A 14765-nucleotide genomic window follows, 5' to 3' on the forward strand; every position below is an offset into this window, starting at 1 on the left:
CTCAGTCCTCTGCATCCTGACCGAGTACATAATAGACCCATCGGCCATTGCCCGCGATGGCGGTGCGCATGCCAGGATAGCCTTCGCCCTGCCGTATCCGTTCAATTCCCTCTTCGCCAATCAGTTCCATGAGGCGTCGCCGGTCCTGGAAGGACAGTTTTTCCGGGATCAGGTCCTCAGCGTCACGCGCGGCAAGGTCTGGCCAGACATACCAGACTTCGCCATCAATCTCGCGCATGCCAGGAGGCAGTTCGAACAATTTGCGCAAGCTGCGGTTCGGATCGGCGCCAATCCGGCGCATCAGATCCCAATACTGCCGATGCGGCGTACCGCCCAGATTGGAGACAAAGCCGTCATTCGCATTGGCCACCCGCGACAAACGGCTGAGCGATCCGGCTTTCGCATGCGACAATAGCTGGTCCCGCATCGCCTCTGCTTCTTCAGTCAGCACGACCGGCTCAGGCACCTGTGGCGGCTGCATCAGGGATTCATCCGGCACCAATGGCCGTTCCGGCTCGGCCGCAGGCGAGCACGCCGCCAGGAGCGCGGCCCCCAGCGCGCCGACGAGGGCGCTAGCCCAGTTCATACCCGGTCGCCGCCTGAAGGTCTGACAGCAATTGGTCTTCATTGAGCACCTTGATCGTTGTCATGCCCATATCGCGGGCCGGTTTCAGATTATGCCCGAGATCATCCAGATAGACACAGCTTGCCGGATCAACATCGAGCGTCTCGCACATCAGAGCATAGATTCGCGGATCGGGCTTGCGAATGCCGAGCTTGGAGCTTTCGATCACATGGTCGAACATGTCGAAGACCTTGGCCACGTCGCGTGCTTTTGCCTCGTCATTGGTCATCGAGGCGCCTTTGCCGACCGGCGCATTATTGGTGATGCAGCCAACCTTGCCCTTGGTCTTGCAGACGCTCAGCGCCTTGACCACGCGTGGCCGCAGCGAGCCGGACAACAGCGCCAGCACTTCCCCACCGGGCACCTCATGCCCCATCGCCTTTGATTCCTCGCGGAACATGCCGTCGAACTCTGCCGCCGTGACGAGGCTCTGCTCGAGCTTGGCCCAGGCATTGTCCAGCGGATTGGTGGCATTGACCGTGCGGATGAAATCCTTTGGCAGGCCATGCGCGGCCTCGTAACGGGTGAAGGCGTCGAAGGGAGAGGTCGTGAATACGCCCCCGAAATCCCAGATTACAGCTTGGAATGTCTTTGTCATGCCAGCACCTCTACCCGCACCAGCGACGATTTCAAACCTTGAACATTACGGGCCGAGTTCTAGTGTGGCGGCGACTGCAACATATAAAGGGAGTTTCGTCTGATGGGCGTTCTGGAAGGCAAAGTGGTCCTCGTGACCGGCGGTGGTAATGGCATCGGCAAGGAAACCGCGCTGCTGGCGGCGCGCGAGGGCGCAAAAGTGGTCGTCAACGATCTGGGCGGCAGCCTGACCGGCGCCGATGAAGGCAGTGCAGGCCCGGCCGAAACCGTGGCTCAGGAAATCCGCAAGGCGGGCGGCGAGGCTGTCTCGAACTCGGAAAGCGTGACCGACATGAAAGCGGTCCAAGGCATGATCGAACAGGCCAAGGACGAGTTCGGCGCCCTGCACTCGATCATCAACCCGGCCGGCATCTTGCGGGACGGCATGTTCCACAAGATGAGCGAAGATGATTGGGACAGCGTCATCGACGTGCACCTGCGGGGCAGCTTCAACGTCACCCGCGCGGCCATCGAACTGTTCCGCGAAAAGGAAGACGGCAATTTCGTCCTCTTCACCTCCACATCCGGCCTGATCGGCAATATCGGCCAGGCGAACTATGCCGCCGCCAAGATGGGCATTGTCGGCCTGTCGCGCATCGTCGCCATGGAAGGCGCGCGCAAGAATGTCCGCTCCAATGTCATCGCGCCATTTGCCTGGACGCGCATGATCGCCTCCATCCCGGTCAAGGACGAAGCCGGCGCAGAGCGTGTCGAGCGGATGCGCCAGGGCATGCGGGCCGACCAGGTGGCACAGCTCGCCGTCGCCCTTTGCGCCGACAAGGCCAATGACGTGTCCGGACAGATTTTTGCCGTGCGCGGCAATGAAGTCGTGCTGTTCGACCAGCCGCGTCCGGTCAAGTCGCTGGCGCGTATGGAGGGCTGGACGCCGGAAAGCCTGCTCGAACAGGCCATGCCCGCCATGAAAGCCAACTTCTTCGACATGGGCGCCTCGGCCAGTGTCTTCCCCTACGACCCAGTCTAGGCGGATAGCGCTTGGCGGAAGATGGCGTCACCTACCAGAAATGCATCACCGGCGGTGATGGGGAAACCTATTGCCGTCCGGTGGATGCGACGGAAGCGACCGGACAAGCCACTCCGCCATCGGAGGATATCCTTCCGCCGGTAGAAGACGTCATTAATCCGCTACTCAAATGGATAGAGCCTGCTCGACCCTTTCTCGACGACCCAGCCGGCTGGCTTCAGACAAAGGCGCAACAGCCTGAATTTCTCTATCCCATCCTGATCCAGCTCGGCTGTATCATCCTGGCGCTCGCGCTGGGCGCCCTGCTCACCCCACCCTTCAAGCGCCTGATCACGGTCACGCTGCGACGCTTTGTCGAGCCGCCTCGCCGCGAAGGACTGGACGTCTTGCACAAGGCGGTTCGTCCGGCGCTCTGGTCCATCCTTCTGGGGCTTGCGGTCTCATTGCTCAGCTCCATTGACCACTCGCTGATCCTGGTTCGGACAGCCTTGTCACTCGCGATTGCCTGGCTTGCCATCCGCGTGACCATGACCTTCCTGCCGGAAGAATTGCGCGGTCTTGCATCATTCCTGACATGGACGTTCGCGATATTCTTCGCCCTCGGCGTCCTGCCGGATGTCATGAACTGGCTTTCGAGTATTGGTCCATCCTTCGGGAATCGGCGGATCAGCCCGGTCTTCATCTTCCAGGCCATCCTGACCGCTGCCGTCTTGCTGTTCATCGCCAACCGAGCCGCGAAATCCATGAAGCGGCGGGTCAACCATATTCCCAAAGTCGAGCCCTCGATCCGTATCCTGATCGGCAATGCCATCCAGATTGTCTTCATTGTGGCGGCTGCCCTGCTCACCCTCGCAGGGCTCGGCATTCCGCTCGGCGCGCTAACGGTCATCTCCGGTGCCATCGGCCTTGGCTTTGCCTTTGGTATGCAGAAAGTTGTCTCGAACTTTGTCTCCGGCATCGTCCTGCTCTCGGAGCGCTCGATCAAGCCGCAGGACGTAATCGAGGTCGGCGAGACGTTCGGCGTCGTGGAATCCCTCGGCCTGCGCTACACGTCGATCACGACGCAGGAAGGCAAGGAATTCCTGATCCCGAACGAAAAGCTGATGACCGATACGGTGATCAATTGGAGCTTTTCCAACAAGCGCGTGCGCATCCACAAGGAGTTGCGCATCGACTATACGTCCGACCTGGAAGAGGCGATTGCCATCGTCATCGCCGCCGCCAAGGCGACCGAGCGCGTGATCAGCTGGCCGCAACCCGTCTGCCTGGTCAAAGACTTCACCGATGAGTGCATTGTTCTGGAGATGCGCTTCTGGATCATCGACCCGGAAAATGGCACGGCCAATGTCGGCTCCAACATCCTGCGCGAAGTCTGGAAACGCTTCACCGAGAATGGCATGTCCGTGCCGCTGCGCCGCAAGGAGCTGTTCATCGAACCGGACTCCGCGCTCAAGGTCGAGATATCCCGCCCGAAGCGTACACCTGATCCGGCCCCCGCACCGGAACCGGAGGAAAATGAGCCGGAACCGAACACAATGAAACAGGATGAAACGAAAGCGCGACCGCCGGAAGCCGATTAAGACGGCGCGCTACTCGGGGGAGTCCTCACTGGCCGGGTCTTCAACCGGCTCCAGAGACCGCGGACGCAGATCGGTCGGCCCGCCATCCTGCGCTTCCGACTGGCTCGCTGCGGCTTCGGGCTCCAACGGCTCAGGTTCTTCCTCGATGGGTTCAGGAGATTGCCCGGCCTCGCCAAACCGTTCCTGCGCGCCTTCCAGAAACGCATCGAACTCGTCATCTTCTGGCGCGGTCTGCACCTCTTCAGGCTCGATTGCCTCGGGCCCGGTCTCCGGTTCAGGTGGCAGGTCCGGCAAAGGCTCAGGCTGCGGGACCGGCTGGCCCTGTTGTGGCTGCGGGCGTGCCGGAGGCGGCGTATCGCCCAGCACACAGGCCGCGAGGCCCTGGCTGTGCACCACTCGCATGCGCGCCTGCAGCGTGCCGGCGCGTGTGTTGACATATGGCCCCGGCGGATCGACGCGCCATTTGTTCGGGCTCGGCAGAACGGCGGCCAGCAGTGCGGCCTCGCGCTCGCTCAGGTCTGCCGCGGACTTGCCGAACCGCGCCTGCGCGGCGGCCTCTGCACCGAACAGGCCATCGCCCCATTCGGCGACATTCAGATAGGCTTCCATGACCCGGGCCTTGCCCCAGAACTTGTCGATGAAGACGCCCATCCACATGTCGCCCAGCTTGCGCGGCACACCGCCCCCATTCCAGAGGAAGACATTCTTGGCGGTCTGCTGTGTGATCGTGGAGGCGCCGCGCGTGCGCTTGCCCTGACGGCGTTCATCCAGCGCCTTTTCAATCGCGGCACGGTCAATTCCATTATGCTCGCAGAAGCGGGAATCCTCCGCCGCGATGACCGCGCGCACAAGGTGAGGCGAAATCTCGGACAAGGGCACCGCATCGCGCCGTACCGTCTCGCCACCTGCCGCGCGCTGCACCATCAGCACCGTGCCCGGAATGGGCAGCCAGACCAGCGCCAGCGCATAGAGGTGAAACGCCACAAACAGGCCCGCCAGAATGCGCACCGCCCATGTCAGGAAGGTCCAGAAACCGCTCATCACTCTGTCATCCATTCCGCCAGAACGCCCGGATCCGTTTCCGGCTCCATCCGGACGGCCTTTTCCGTCGCAAATCGGGCACGATCAAGGCGGGCGAGCGCCCAGATAGCAGACCCACGTACCACCGACGCCGGATCATCCAGCAGCGGCAGCAGGCTGGCGACCAGCGCCCCCTCCCCTGAATTGCCGATGGCGATACAGACATTGCGCACGAACCGGTCCCGCCCGATCCGCTTGATGGGCGAACCGGAGAACACTTCCCGAAATGTGGCATCGTTCAGCGCGGCAAGTTCATCCAGCCCCGGCGCCTTGAGTTCGGGCCGTGCATGGAAGGCGATCTCGCTGGCGGCTTCGGCAAACTTGTTCCACGGACAGATGGCAAGGCAATCATCACACCCATAGATGCGGTTGCCCATCGCCGCGCGAAACTCTGCCGGGATTGGCCCGGCATGCTCGATGGTAAGATAGGAAATGCAGCGCCGCGCATCGAGTTGATAGGGCGCGGGAAACGCATTGGTCGGGCAGATGTCCTGACAGGCGCGGCACGAACCGCAATGATCCGCCTCCGGTTGATCAGGTTCCAGTTCCGCGGCGGTCAGCATCACACCCAGGAAAAACCAAGACCCCAGTTCGCGGCTGACCAGATTGGTGTGCTTGCCCTGCCAGCCGAGCCCGGCCTTTTCGGCCAGCGGCTTTTCCATCAGAGGCGCGGTATCGACAAAGACTTTCACCTCAGCGCCGGTCTCGGCCACGAACTCCCGGGCGAGTTGTTTCAGCCGCTTCTTCAACGTGTCGTGATAGTCCCTCCCCCGTGCGTAGACGGAGATGTTACCAAGCGCCTTCTGTTCCAGAGTGTGGAGCGGATCATGGTCCGGGCCGTAATTGAGCGCGACGACGACGGCAGATTTGGCATCCGGCCACATCGCAGTCGGCGCCTTGCGCCGCTCCAGCGTCGTCTCCATCCAGTCCATGCTGCCATGATGGCCAGCTTCTACGAATGCTTCCAGCCGGTCGCCTGCGTCCCACGCCTCATCCGCCCGCGCTATCGCCACGTCATCAAAGCCAAGCGACCGGGCGAGGTGCTTGACGCGGATGTGGAGAGGATCAGGCAAGGTCTAGAAATCCAAATCGGTATAGTGCGCTACGGGCCGCACCGCCTGCAACCGGTCGGCCAGCAAGGGCCTGAAGCTCGGACGCGACTTGATCCGGGCATACCAGTCTTTCAGCTCCGGCACAGCATTCCATTCGACATCGCCGAAATAGTCATAGGCAGACAAGTGCGCCGCTGCAGCCAGATCGGCCAGGGTGAGCTCCCGGCAGGCAAGATAGCCATTCAGCTCCAGCAGGCCATTCAGGAAGGTCAGACGTCCGCGCAGCGCATGCGCCCCCCGGCGCAAACGCGCTGAATCCGGGTGCCGGTCGCGGCGCACCCATTGCATCACGCGCTCGGTCAGCAGTGTATCGGTAACCTCTTCACACGCAGCTTCAATCCAGGCCCACAGGCGTCGGACTTCAGCGCGCGCCGCCGGATCTGATGGCAACAGGCCCCGTCCGCTGGAGGTCTCTTCAAGATACTCGCATATGGCGCGCGTGCCGCAGGCAAACATGCGCGGCTCGCTGTCGATCTCAACCAAAGCGGGCGCAACAGCCCCATGTGCGAGGCGGGGCACGTCCGGATGAGCTGACCAGGGCGGCGATTCCAACGCCTCGAATCCCTCGTCTTTCTCGCCCAAGGCGAGGCGGACCAGCCGTCCGGCCGGATCAAGAGGCCAATGGTAGAGCCGTTTCATGGGTTCAACTTCTCATGGCATCACTGAAAGGGGTGTTAAATTCAGCTGCATCTGGTCGCTTTTGCTGGGCCGTATCCTATGTTTTTTGGCTTCAAACTGTTTCCACCGTTACAGGACCACATTCATGCACGATTCCCGGTTTCGCGCTGCCTTGGCGGGCGCGGTCTCTCTCCTTGCACTTCACGCCTGCGGAAATGCGAATTCCGCTTCTGACGCAAGCCTCGGTTCGCAGACCCAGCCTGTCCAGATTCAAGTACCGCCCGCAGGGCAGTTGCCGACGGATGTTACGCCGCTGGCCTACCGGCTGGAGCTGAAAACTGATCCAGATGCCGACAGTTTCTCGGGTAATGTAGCCATTGATGTGGCCCTGACAGCGCCGCATGCGCGCATCTGGTTGCATTCGGTGGATCAGACGGTGTTGTCGGCCAAGGCCGTGCTGGACGATGGAACACATATCCCGGCAACTTTTACTGGCAATCAGGCACCGGGCGGAGTTTCAAGGCTCGACTTCGACTCGCCGATCCCGGCGGGCACGGCCACGCTCGAAATCAGCTATACAGCGCCCTACAATATGGGCCTTGCCGGTCTCTACAAGGCGGTTCAATCCGATACGGACTATCTTGCCACCCAGATGGAAGCGATTGATGCGCGCCGGATGGTACCCTCATTTGACGAACCGCGCTTCAAGACACCGTGGAGCGTGACCGTCACCGCGCCAGAAGGCATGCAGGTCGTATCCAATGGCGAGGGAATCAGCGCCGAACCGGCCGAAGACGGTTGGACCCGGCATGTCTTTGCCGAAACTCGCCCGATCCAGTCCTATCTGGTCGCCCTCGCAGTCGGCCCTTACGAGATGCGGCCCGCCCCGGCCATTCCGGCCAATGCCCTGCGCGAGGCGCCGGTGCCCCTGCGCGGCTTTGCTGCCCGCGGCAAGAGAGACCAGCTCAGCGAGGCACTCGACATCACTGACGAGATGTTGCTCTGGCAGGAGGACTATTTCGACTATCCGTACCCCTATGGAAAACTGGACCTGATCGCCGCGCCGGAATTTGCCTATGGCGCGATGGAGAATGCCGGCGCAATCATCTATCGCGAAGCCGCCCTCCTGATGAACGAACAGACCAGCCTGTCACGCCGCCGCCGCATCCTGACGACACATGCCCACGAACTGGGCCATCAATGGTTCGGCAATCTCGTCACGCCGAAATGGTGGAACGATATCTGGCTGAACGAGGCCTTTGCGACCTGGATCAGTTACAAGACGATGGACGGGGTTGACCCGGACGGCGAGTGGGGCCTCAGCCCAATCCTGGCAGGACTCAGCGCGATGGGGGCCGACAGTCTTCAATCGGCGCGCCAGATTCGCAATCCGATCAACACCAATGGCGATATTCTCGACGCGTTCGACTCCATTACCTATCGCAAAGGCGGCAGCGTGTTGAACATGTTCGAGACCTATCTGGGCGAAGAAGCCTTTCGCGAAGGTATCCGCTTGCACATGCGTCGCTTCGAGGATGGCGTCGCTGATGCCGACGATTTCATGCAGAGCCTCGCCGACGGGTCCGGCCAGCCGGATATTGTTGAAGCCTTCACCAGCTATATCAACCAGCCAGGCATCCCATCGCTGGATGTCGCCGTGTCCTGCCCTGCTCCAGATGCGGGCCTGATCACGGTCACTCAAAAGCGCTATGCGCCGCTTGGCTCTGATATTGATACCAATGCTCAGACCTGGAACGTGCCGTTTGCTGCGCGCCTGAAAGGGCCTGTGGGTGATCGCACGATCCGGCAGATGCTGACCGCACCGGTCACCGAGATTCCTCTGGATGGCGATTGCCCCGACTGGGTGATGCCAAATGCCGGCGGCACGGGCTATTGGCGCTTCGATACGAATGCGGAAAACCTGACGGCGCTGATTTCCACCTTTGACAGCTTGTCTGACGCCGAACAGATCATGTTTGCGGATGCACTGACCTCCGGTTTCCGTGCAGGGCGGATCAGCACCGATGACCTGATGGCTGGACTGGCCGCAACCTCAAGCGGTCATCCGCGTGCGGTTTCTGAAGGGTTCGGCATCATTGGCACGCTCGACCGCATGCTGGAGCCATCCGAGCAAGCGGGCCTTCGCGCGTGGGTCCAGCGCACGTATGGACCGTTGGCCGAATATCTGGAATCCCGTCCGGCCACGGCGCTGAGCCAGCAGGAGATGCTTTTGCGCGACAGGCTATATGGCTTGTTGCTGGAATATGGCGAGCGCCCCGCTGAGCGCCGCGCCCTGCTCGCCCGTGCCCGGCAGTATGTCGGACTCGAAGGCAGCCCGGACGCGACGGCGCTTGCGCCGGAGGATCTCTCCACGGCCATGATCATCGGCATAGAGGATGGCGGCGCTGACTTCTATGAAGCTGCCAAGGCCTACGTCACCACTGCAACCAATCAGAATGAACGCTCGACAATCCTGAGAGTGTTGGCCAGTCGCGGAAGCAAGGATGTCGTGTCAGACCTGTTCTCGGCGGTTCTGAACGGCCCGAACTCGACAGACGAAGTCTTTACGGTTGTCTATGGCGCCATGGCCAACCCGGCAGCACAAGACACCGCATGGGATTTGATAACCACAAACTTCGAGACGGTTGTGGAGCGCATGCCCGAAATCCGTCAGCCGCAGCTCGCGGGCCTGACGGGATATTTCTGCAGCGTCAGAAAGGCCGCAGAGGCGGAAGACTTCTTTCAACAGAATGCGCAGCTGATCCCAGGCTATGAGCGATCCCTGGCCCAGGGCACGGAGAAGGCAACGCTCTGCAGCGCGCTAAGGGCTCAGAAAGCGTTGGATGTGAACAACTTCTTCCAACAGTAATCGGCCCGGCACGGCCCGGATAACGGGCATTTTCGCTGATCGAATTTGTCTGAGATCTCCGGCTTGTATCTTGTCCGGGTCGCTTCTTGCCCAAATGGGAAGCGGCGGTCCGGTCGGGGTATGCTCAGGCCCCGGCCAGCGGATGGGAGGCGGCCCGCTGCAGGGGCACGACTTCCCACACCAATATGAATACCGTCCCTGCCGAAGGCGCCGCCTTCCGTCCGCAAGGACCTTGGATGACAGGAAACCGGAAGGGCACACGCCCTGTCCGGCTCTTGGTGCAACGATCAGTGGCGCATGAACTGGCGCAACGCGTCGGCCGCAAGCGCAAATCGCGCAAACGCCCAATTGCGATCCTTGCCCAGCGTATGCAACTCTGCGAGCAATGCCTTGCGCGCATCATTGCGCTCGGCGAGCCAGGCATCTGCCCCGTCTCCGGCGAGAGCCTTCTCTGTTGCATCCGCCTGCATCCGAACCAGTTCGTTCAACAGGCGACGGCCCGCCACGCGATCCCAATAATCTGCATGCAGCAGATTGTCCCGCGCCATGGCGCGAAGCCGGTCGATGCGCAGCTGGTCGCCAATCGTGTAGAAAGCCTTGCCGGCCGCCTCCACACTGACACCCGCCTTGCCAGCCAGATCGACCACGAGCAGCCCTTGGGCAAACTGGCCCATCGCAGCCGCCCATCGCGAAATCTCTTCCGACGCGCCGCGCTTCATCAGGCTACGCACTTCGCGCTCGATGCGCGCAGCCGGGAACGGCGAGTGAATGCCGGCGAGAATGGCCTTGAACTCGTTCAGAGGCGCTTCGGTATGTTGCACGGCGTCACCGACATGCAGGTCCGGATGGGTTTCAATGAACCAGAGCGCCGCATCGACCATGGCGCTTGCCGCATGCAGACGCAGATCGATTTGCACATCCGCAGGCACGATCGTGTCGAGCTGGTCGACCTCGCGCTGGAAGCCGTCAAAGTTCAAAACGGCACGCGCCGCTTCGAGCCCGCGCGCGACTTGCGCATTGTCGCCGCCGGTCACTTCGCGCAGACGCAGCAGGGCCACCGGCCCGGCCATGTCCAGCACACGATTGGCAATGATCGTCGCGATAATTTCCCGCTTCAGGCGATGGTTCGACATCGCCTTTGAATAGGTGTTGATCGGACTCGGGAAGTAATTGACCAACAGGTCTTCGAAATACGGATCGTCCGGAATATCGGAGGCCACAATATCGTCGAACAGGGTGATCTTCGACCAGGCGAGCAAGACGGCTAATTCCGGCCGGGTCAATGGCTGGCCGCGCTCGGCACGCACCTTCATCTCACCGGTCTCCGGCAAGGTTTCCAGCGCGCGGTTCAATACGCCTCGGTCTTCCAGATACTCCATCAGGCGCTCAAGCGCATCATGGTCTTCCTTGGCCGTCGTTTCGGCCAGGGTCAGCGCAAAGGTCTGTGTATAATTATGACGCAGGACAAGCGCCGCCACGTCACTGGTCATCTCCGCAAGAAGGTCGTTGCGGTCTGCCGGATCGAGGTCGCCCTCACGAACCGCCTCAGCAGCCAGAATCTTGATGTTCACTTCGTGGTCAGACGAATCGACGCCGGCGGAATTGTCGATCGCGTCCGTATTGATCCGTCCCCCATGCAGGGCAAACTCGATTCGCCCGGCTTGGGTGACGCCCAGATTGGCCCCTTCCCCGATGACTTTCACCTTCAGCTGATTTGCATCAACCCGGATCGCATCATTGGCACGGTCACCGGCGGCCGCATGAGTTTCATGCGCGGCCTTCACATAGGTGCCAATGCCGCCGAACCAGAGCAAGTCCGCATCCGTCTTCAGCAGGGCGTGGATCAACTCGTCGGGCGTGACCGCATCCTTTGACAAGCCACTCAGCGCCTTGATCTCATCGCTCAGCGTGATCGACTTGGCGGAGCGCTCGAAGATTCCGCCGCCTTTCGACAGGATTCCTTTGTTGTAGTCCGCCCAGCTCGATTGCGGCTTGTCGAACAGACGCTGACGTTCAGTCAGGTTCTTGGCAGCGTCCTGAGGGTCCGGGTCGATGAAGATGTGCATGTGGTTGAAGGCCGCGATCAGCCGGATTTCCGGCGATAGCAACATGCCATTGCCAAACACGTCTCCACTCATGTCGCCCACACCGATCACGGTGAAAGGCTCGGTCTGGATGTTCTTGCCGAGTTCGCGGAAGTGACGCTTGACCGCTTCCCAGCCTCCCCGCGCAGTAATACCCATCTTCTTGTGATCGTAGCCAACCGAACCACCCGACGCGAACGCATCGCCCAGCCAGTGGCCCATCTCCTCACTGATCGCATTGGCGGTGTCGGAGAAGGTCGCCGTGCCCTTGTCCGCCGCCACGACGAGGTAGGGGTCTTCACCATCCCAGACAATCGTGTCCGCCGGGTGGGTGACCTGCCCCTCCACGAGATTGTCCGTGATACCGAGCAACGCCCGGATGAATTCCTTGTAGGCATCCCGTCCGGCCTCGAACCAGGCGTTGCGGTCAGAACGATCCGGCAATTGTTTCGGCAAGAATCCACCCTTGGAGCCGACCGGCACGATGACCGCGTTCTTCACCTGCTGCGCTTTCACAAGGCCCAGAACTTCGGTGCGATAGTCTGATGCACGGTCCGACCAGCGCAGCCCCCCGCGCGCAACCGCGCCAAAGCGCAAATGCACGCCCTCGACCCGCGGGCTCGACATATATATCTCGCGGAAGGGTTTCGGCTCCGGCAGGTCTTCCAGTTCGCGGCTGGCAATCTTGAGGCTGACAAAACTGTAGGGCGCGCCATCGCCATTGGTCTGGTAGAAATTGGTCCGCTGAACGGCCAGGATCAGATCAGCGAGACGGCGCAGCACCTGATCGTCTGCCAGCGCCGACACGTCGCGTAATGCGTCCTCGATCTCTGCGCGCATTTTCTCGGCTTCATGCGTGCGTTCGGCGAGTGACATATCGCGCGCCGGATCGAAGCGGATAGCGAACAGGTCCAGCAATTTCTGGGCAATCGCCGGATAAGTCGAAAGCGCCGTCTCCTGAACATATTGCGGTTGATCCATGCCGCTCTGGCGGCGATATCCGGCGAGCGCCCGGATCAGGGCCGCATCGCGCCAGCTTGCGTCAGCGCTGAGCACCAGCCGGTTGAAGCCGTCATTTTCGGCCCGTCCGCTCCAGACCGCAACAAACGCATCCTCCAGCGCGGTTCGGATTGCATCGAGGTCAATTGCTGCGCCGGCCGTCGCGCACATGACAACATCGTGGATCCAGTAGGTCTCGGGCGCATCGTCGGCTGGCTTTTCCGTCGGACGGACCGGATAGCCGGTCTCGAAATCCACGAAGAAACCCATTTGCTCGAAGATTGGCACACAGGCAGACAGCGGGATCGAACCATTGCGGGAGTATATCTTGACCCGTATCTTGTTGTCGGAATCCCCTTCCAGCCGGTAGGCGCGCGTCAGGATGGGGTGACCGGCCGACAAATTTGCCATCGCCGCAACATCGCGCATCGCCTCGTCAGGCCCGAAGGCTTCGCGATAGGCTGCATTGAAAGCCCCGATGAAGGAACGTGCATTTTCCTGATGTGCGCGTTCAAGGTCAGACTGGACCAGCGCCGACCGGAAGCCTTGCTCCCATGTTCGCGTGATCTGGACGATACGCTTCTCGAGCGCCGCAAGGTCCGGCAAGGGATGGCCCTGTCCCAGCCAGATTTCGAAATGGACCCGAACCAGGGTTTCAGAATCAAAATACGGACGAAAGCGCGTTACGTGCCCATTGTAAGCGGTGACCAGTTCCTGCGTGATGCGTTGGCGCATGGCGGTGTCATAGGCTTCACGCGGCACATAGACGATTGCGGTGACAAACCGGTCAAATTGGTCCTGTTGCACGAACAGGCGCGTGCGTGGCCGCCCGATCAGATGCAGCGCGCCGACAATGATCGGATGGAGGATTTTCGAAGAGGTCTGAAACAACTCGTCACGCGGCCAGGTTTCCAGCAGATTGGTCAACGCCTTTTCGGTATGTCCGCCGGGCGTTGCGCCAGAAGCTTCGAGGATGGCGGCAATTCGACGGCGGATCAGCGGGATCGAGCGGGCCGTTTCGTCATAGGCCTCGGCGGTGAAAAGGCCGAGGAAGCGAACTTCACCATTCACCCTGCCCTGCGCATCATATTTCTTCACGCCGACATAGTCGCAAGCGACCCGGCGGTGCACGAGGCTGGTCAGCGTCGATTTGGCAACAAGGATCGGATACGGTTCCGACAGATGTGCGCCAATCTCAGGCGTCAACACGAGGGGTTCGGCCTCGCGAGACAGAACGTTCAGTTCTTCATCGCGCAGCACGCCCAGATTGGAGCCCTCCACCATGATCGGCTCTTCGGGCAGCACTTGCCCATCGGCATTTGTCTCGAATTCGTATTCGCGGCAGCCGAGGAACACGAAATGTTCCCGCGAAAGCCATTTCAGGAAGGCAACTGCTTCGTCGCGGTCCATCTCTTTGAGATGCGTGACGCCCTTCAGCCGGTCGATCTCCTGCTGCATGCGCGCCCGCATGGGCTCAAAGTCCGATACGGCAACCGCATTGTGCGCCAGCGCCAGGCGAACTCCGGCTTTCAGGCGCGCCGCCTCATCATGGGTCAGGATCGGCAAATGAACCTGGATGACGGACACGCTGCGCCCGTCCTGTCGTTTGACAATCGGATGAAACAGGGCCGCGACCTCAAACCCCTGCGCGCCGCACTCGCCAAGCACCGAATCCACGAGGAATGGCATGTCCGGGCTGGCAGTCTCTAGAATGGTACGTGACAGGGAGTCCCCGTTTTCCCCATCGACCTCCAGCAGGACGCGCACATCCTGCTCTCCCGGAGCGACCGTCTCTGCCCATTCCCAATGGCGGCGCGCAAGAAATTTTAGGTCGCCATCCGTCAGTCCGGTGAGGTCTTCGTGCCCTGATTCCCGCTGAATCTGGTCGAAAACTTGCTCCAACGGCTCATGTGAAGCAGAATTTACTGTCATGTGGGTGTCTCGCGAAAGAACTTAACGATGTTCCCATCTAGACTGCGTTGGCACACCGGCACAACACATAGGGGCAAATGAATTGCCCCAGCGTCATGACGGGTCTTTGGGGGATCGAATCTTGGGCCCTCAGGGCCCGATATAAACGGACCCGCCGAACGGGGACGTGTCCGGCGGGTCCTACAGGCCTATTCCGCAGGCTGGGTGGGGGGACGCACGCGGAGGGCCTGATCTCACTAAATTTGCAA

9 protein-coding genes are annotated in these 14765 nt (G+C 61.1%); 3 read left to right on the forward strand and 6 right to left on the reverse strand.

Annotation, left to right across the window (positions count from 1 at the left end; translation table 11 throughout):
* Window position 1: 1 nt before the first annotated feature.
* Window positions 2-586 (reverse strand): hypothetical protein, encoded by a 585-nt coding sequence (locus tag CFA77_RS14870; protein ID WP_206991353.1) that lies wholly within the window; start codon window positions 584-586, stop codon window positions 2-4.
* Complete coding sequence (locus tag CFA77_RS14875) at window positions 573-1223, reverse strand: HAD-IA family hydrolase (RefSeq protein ID WP_206991354.1); 651 nt, start codon at window positions 1221-1223, stop codon at window positions 573-575. Before CFA77_RS14875 ends, CFA77_RS14870 begins: the two co-directional genes overlap by 14 nt.
* A 102-nt stretch (window positions 1224-1325) precedes the next feature.
* On the opposite strand from CFA77_RS14875, the gene CFA77_RS14880 reads away from it, so the two are divergent.
* Both CFA77_RS14880 and CFA77_RS14885 read left to right on the forward strand, forming a co-directional pair.
* Complete coding sequence (locus CFA77_RS14880; RefSeq protein ID WP_206991355.1) at window positions 1326-2243, forward strand: SDR family NAD(P)-dependent oxidoreductase; 918 nt, start codon at window positions 1326-1328, stop codon at window positions 2241-2243.
* A gap of 11 nt (window positions 2244-2254) precedes the next feature.
* Entirely contained in the window at window positions 2255-3823 is a 1569-nt protein-coding gene (locus CFA77_RS14885; protein WP_206991356.1) for a mechanosensitive ion channel domain-containing protein, read from the forward strand.
* A 9-nt stretch (window positions 3824-3832) separates the two neighbouring features.
* Here the strand turns inward: CFA77_RS14885 and mtgA are convergent, their stop codons facing one another.
* The 3 genes from mtgA to CFA77_RS14900 are packed head-to-tail and all read right to left on the reverse strand — an operon-like array spanning window position 3833 to window position 6654.
* Window positions 3833-4864 (reverse strand): monofunctional biosynthetic peptidoglycan transglycosylase, encoded by a 1032-nt coding sequence (gene mtgA, locus CFA77_RS14890; protein ID WP_242517397.1) that lies wholly within the window; start codon window positions 4862-4864, stop codon window positions 3833-3835.
* The gene (queG, locus tag CFA77_RS14895) at window positions 4864-5976 is read right to left on the reverse strand and encodes a tRNA epoxyqueuosine(34) reductase QueG (protein WP_242517398.1); all 1113 of its coding nucleotides are present in this window, start codon (window positions 5974-5976) and stop codon (window positions 4864-4866) included. The genes mtgA and queG overlap by 1 nt, the downstream gene beginning before the upstream one ends.
* Window positions 5977-5979: 3 nt before the next feature.
* A complete protein-coding gene (locus tag CFA77_RS14900; protein ID WP_206991358.1) occupies window positions 5980-6654 on the reverse strand; it encodes a glutathione S-transferase family protein in 675 nt (224 codons plus the stop codon).
* A gap of 124 nt (window positions 6655-6778) precedes the next feature.
* Here CFA77_RS14900 and CFA77_RS14905 point away from each other — a divergent pair, with 124 nt between their 5' ends.
* On the forward strand, window positions 6779-9502 hold the full coding sequence (locus tag CFA77_RS14905; protein WP_206991359.1) for a M1 family metallopeptidase: 2724 nt from the start codon (window positions 6779-6781) through the stop codon (window positions 9500-9502).
* A gap of 287 nt (window positions 9503-9789) precedes the next feature.
* On the opposite strand, the gene CFA77_RS14910 is transcribed toward CFA77_RS14905, so the two are convergent.
* A complete protein-coding gene (locus CFA77_RS14910; protein ID WP_206991360.1) occupies window positions 9790-14517 on the reverse strand; it encodes an NAD-glutamate dehydrogenase in 4728 nt (1575 codons plus the stop codon).
* Window positions 14518-14765 lie beyond the last annotated feature (248 nt).

This window comes from Hyphomonas sp. KY3 (assembly GCF_017309975.1).
Classification (GTDB): domain Bacteria; phylum Pseudomonadota; class Alphaproteobacteria; order Caulobacterales; family Hyphomonadaceae; genus Hyphomonas.

What these genes read in the sequence shown, in the direction of transcription:
- CFA77_RS14910 (WP_206991360.1), bottom strand. Translation starts at nt 14,517, where the DNA reads ATGACAGTAAATTCTGCTTCACATGAGCCGTTGGAGCAAGTTTTCGAC.
- CFA77_RS14880 (WP_206991355.1), top strand. Translation starts at nt 1,326, where the DNA reads ATGGGCGTTCTGGAAGGCAAAGTGGTCCTCGTGACCGGCGGTGGTAAT.
- CFA77_RS14905 (WP_206991359.1), top strand. Translation starts at nt 6,779, where the DNA reads ATGCACGATTCCCGGTTTCGCGCTGCCTTGGCGGGCGCGGTCTCTCTC.
- CFA77_RS14900 (WP_206991358.1), bottom strand. Translation starts at nt 6,654, where the DNA reads ATGAAACGGCTCTACCATTGGCCTCTTGATCCGGCCGGACGGCTGGTC.
- CFA77_RS14870 (WP_206991353.1), bottom strand. Translation starts at nt 586, where the DNA reads ATGAACTGGGCTAGCGCCCTCGTCGGCGCGCTGGGGGCCGCGCTCCTG.
- CFA77_RS14875 (WP_206991354.1), bottom strand. Translation starts at nt 1,223, where the DNA reads ATGACAAAGACATTCCAAGCTGTAATCTGGGATTTCGGGGGCGTATTC.
- mtgA (WP_242517397.1), bottom strand. Translation starts at nt 4,864, where the DNA reads ATGAGCGGTTTCTGGACCTTCCTGACATGGGCGGTGCGCATTCTGGCG.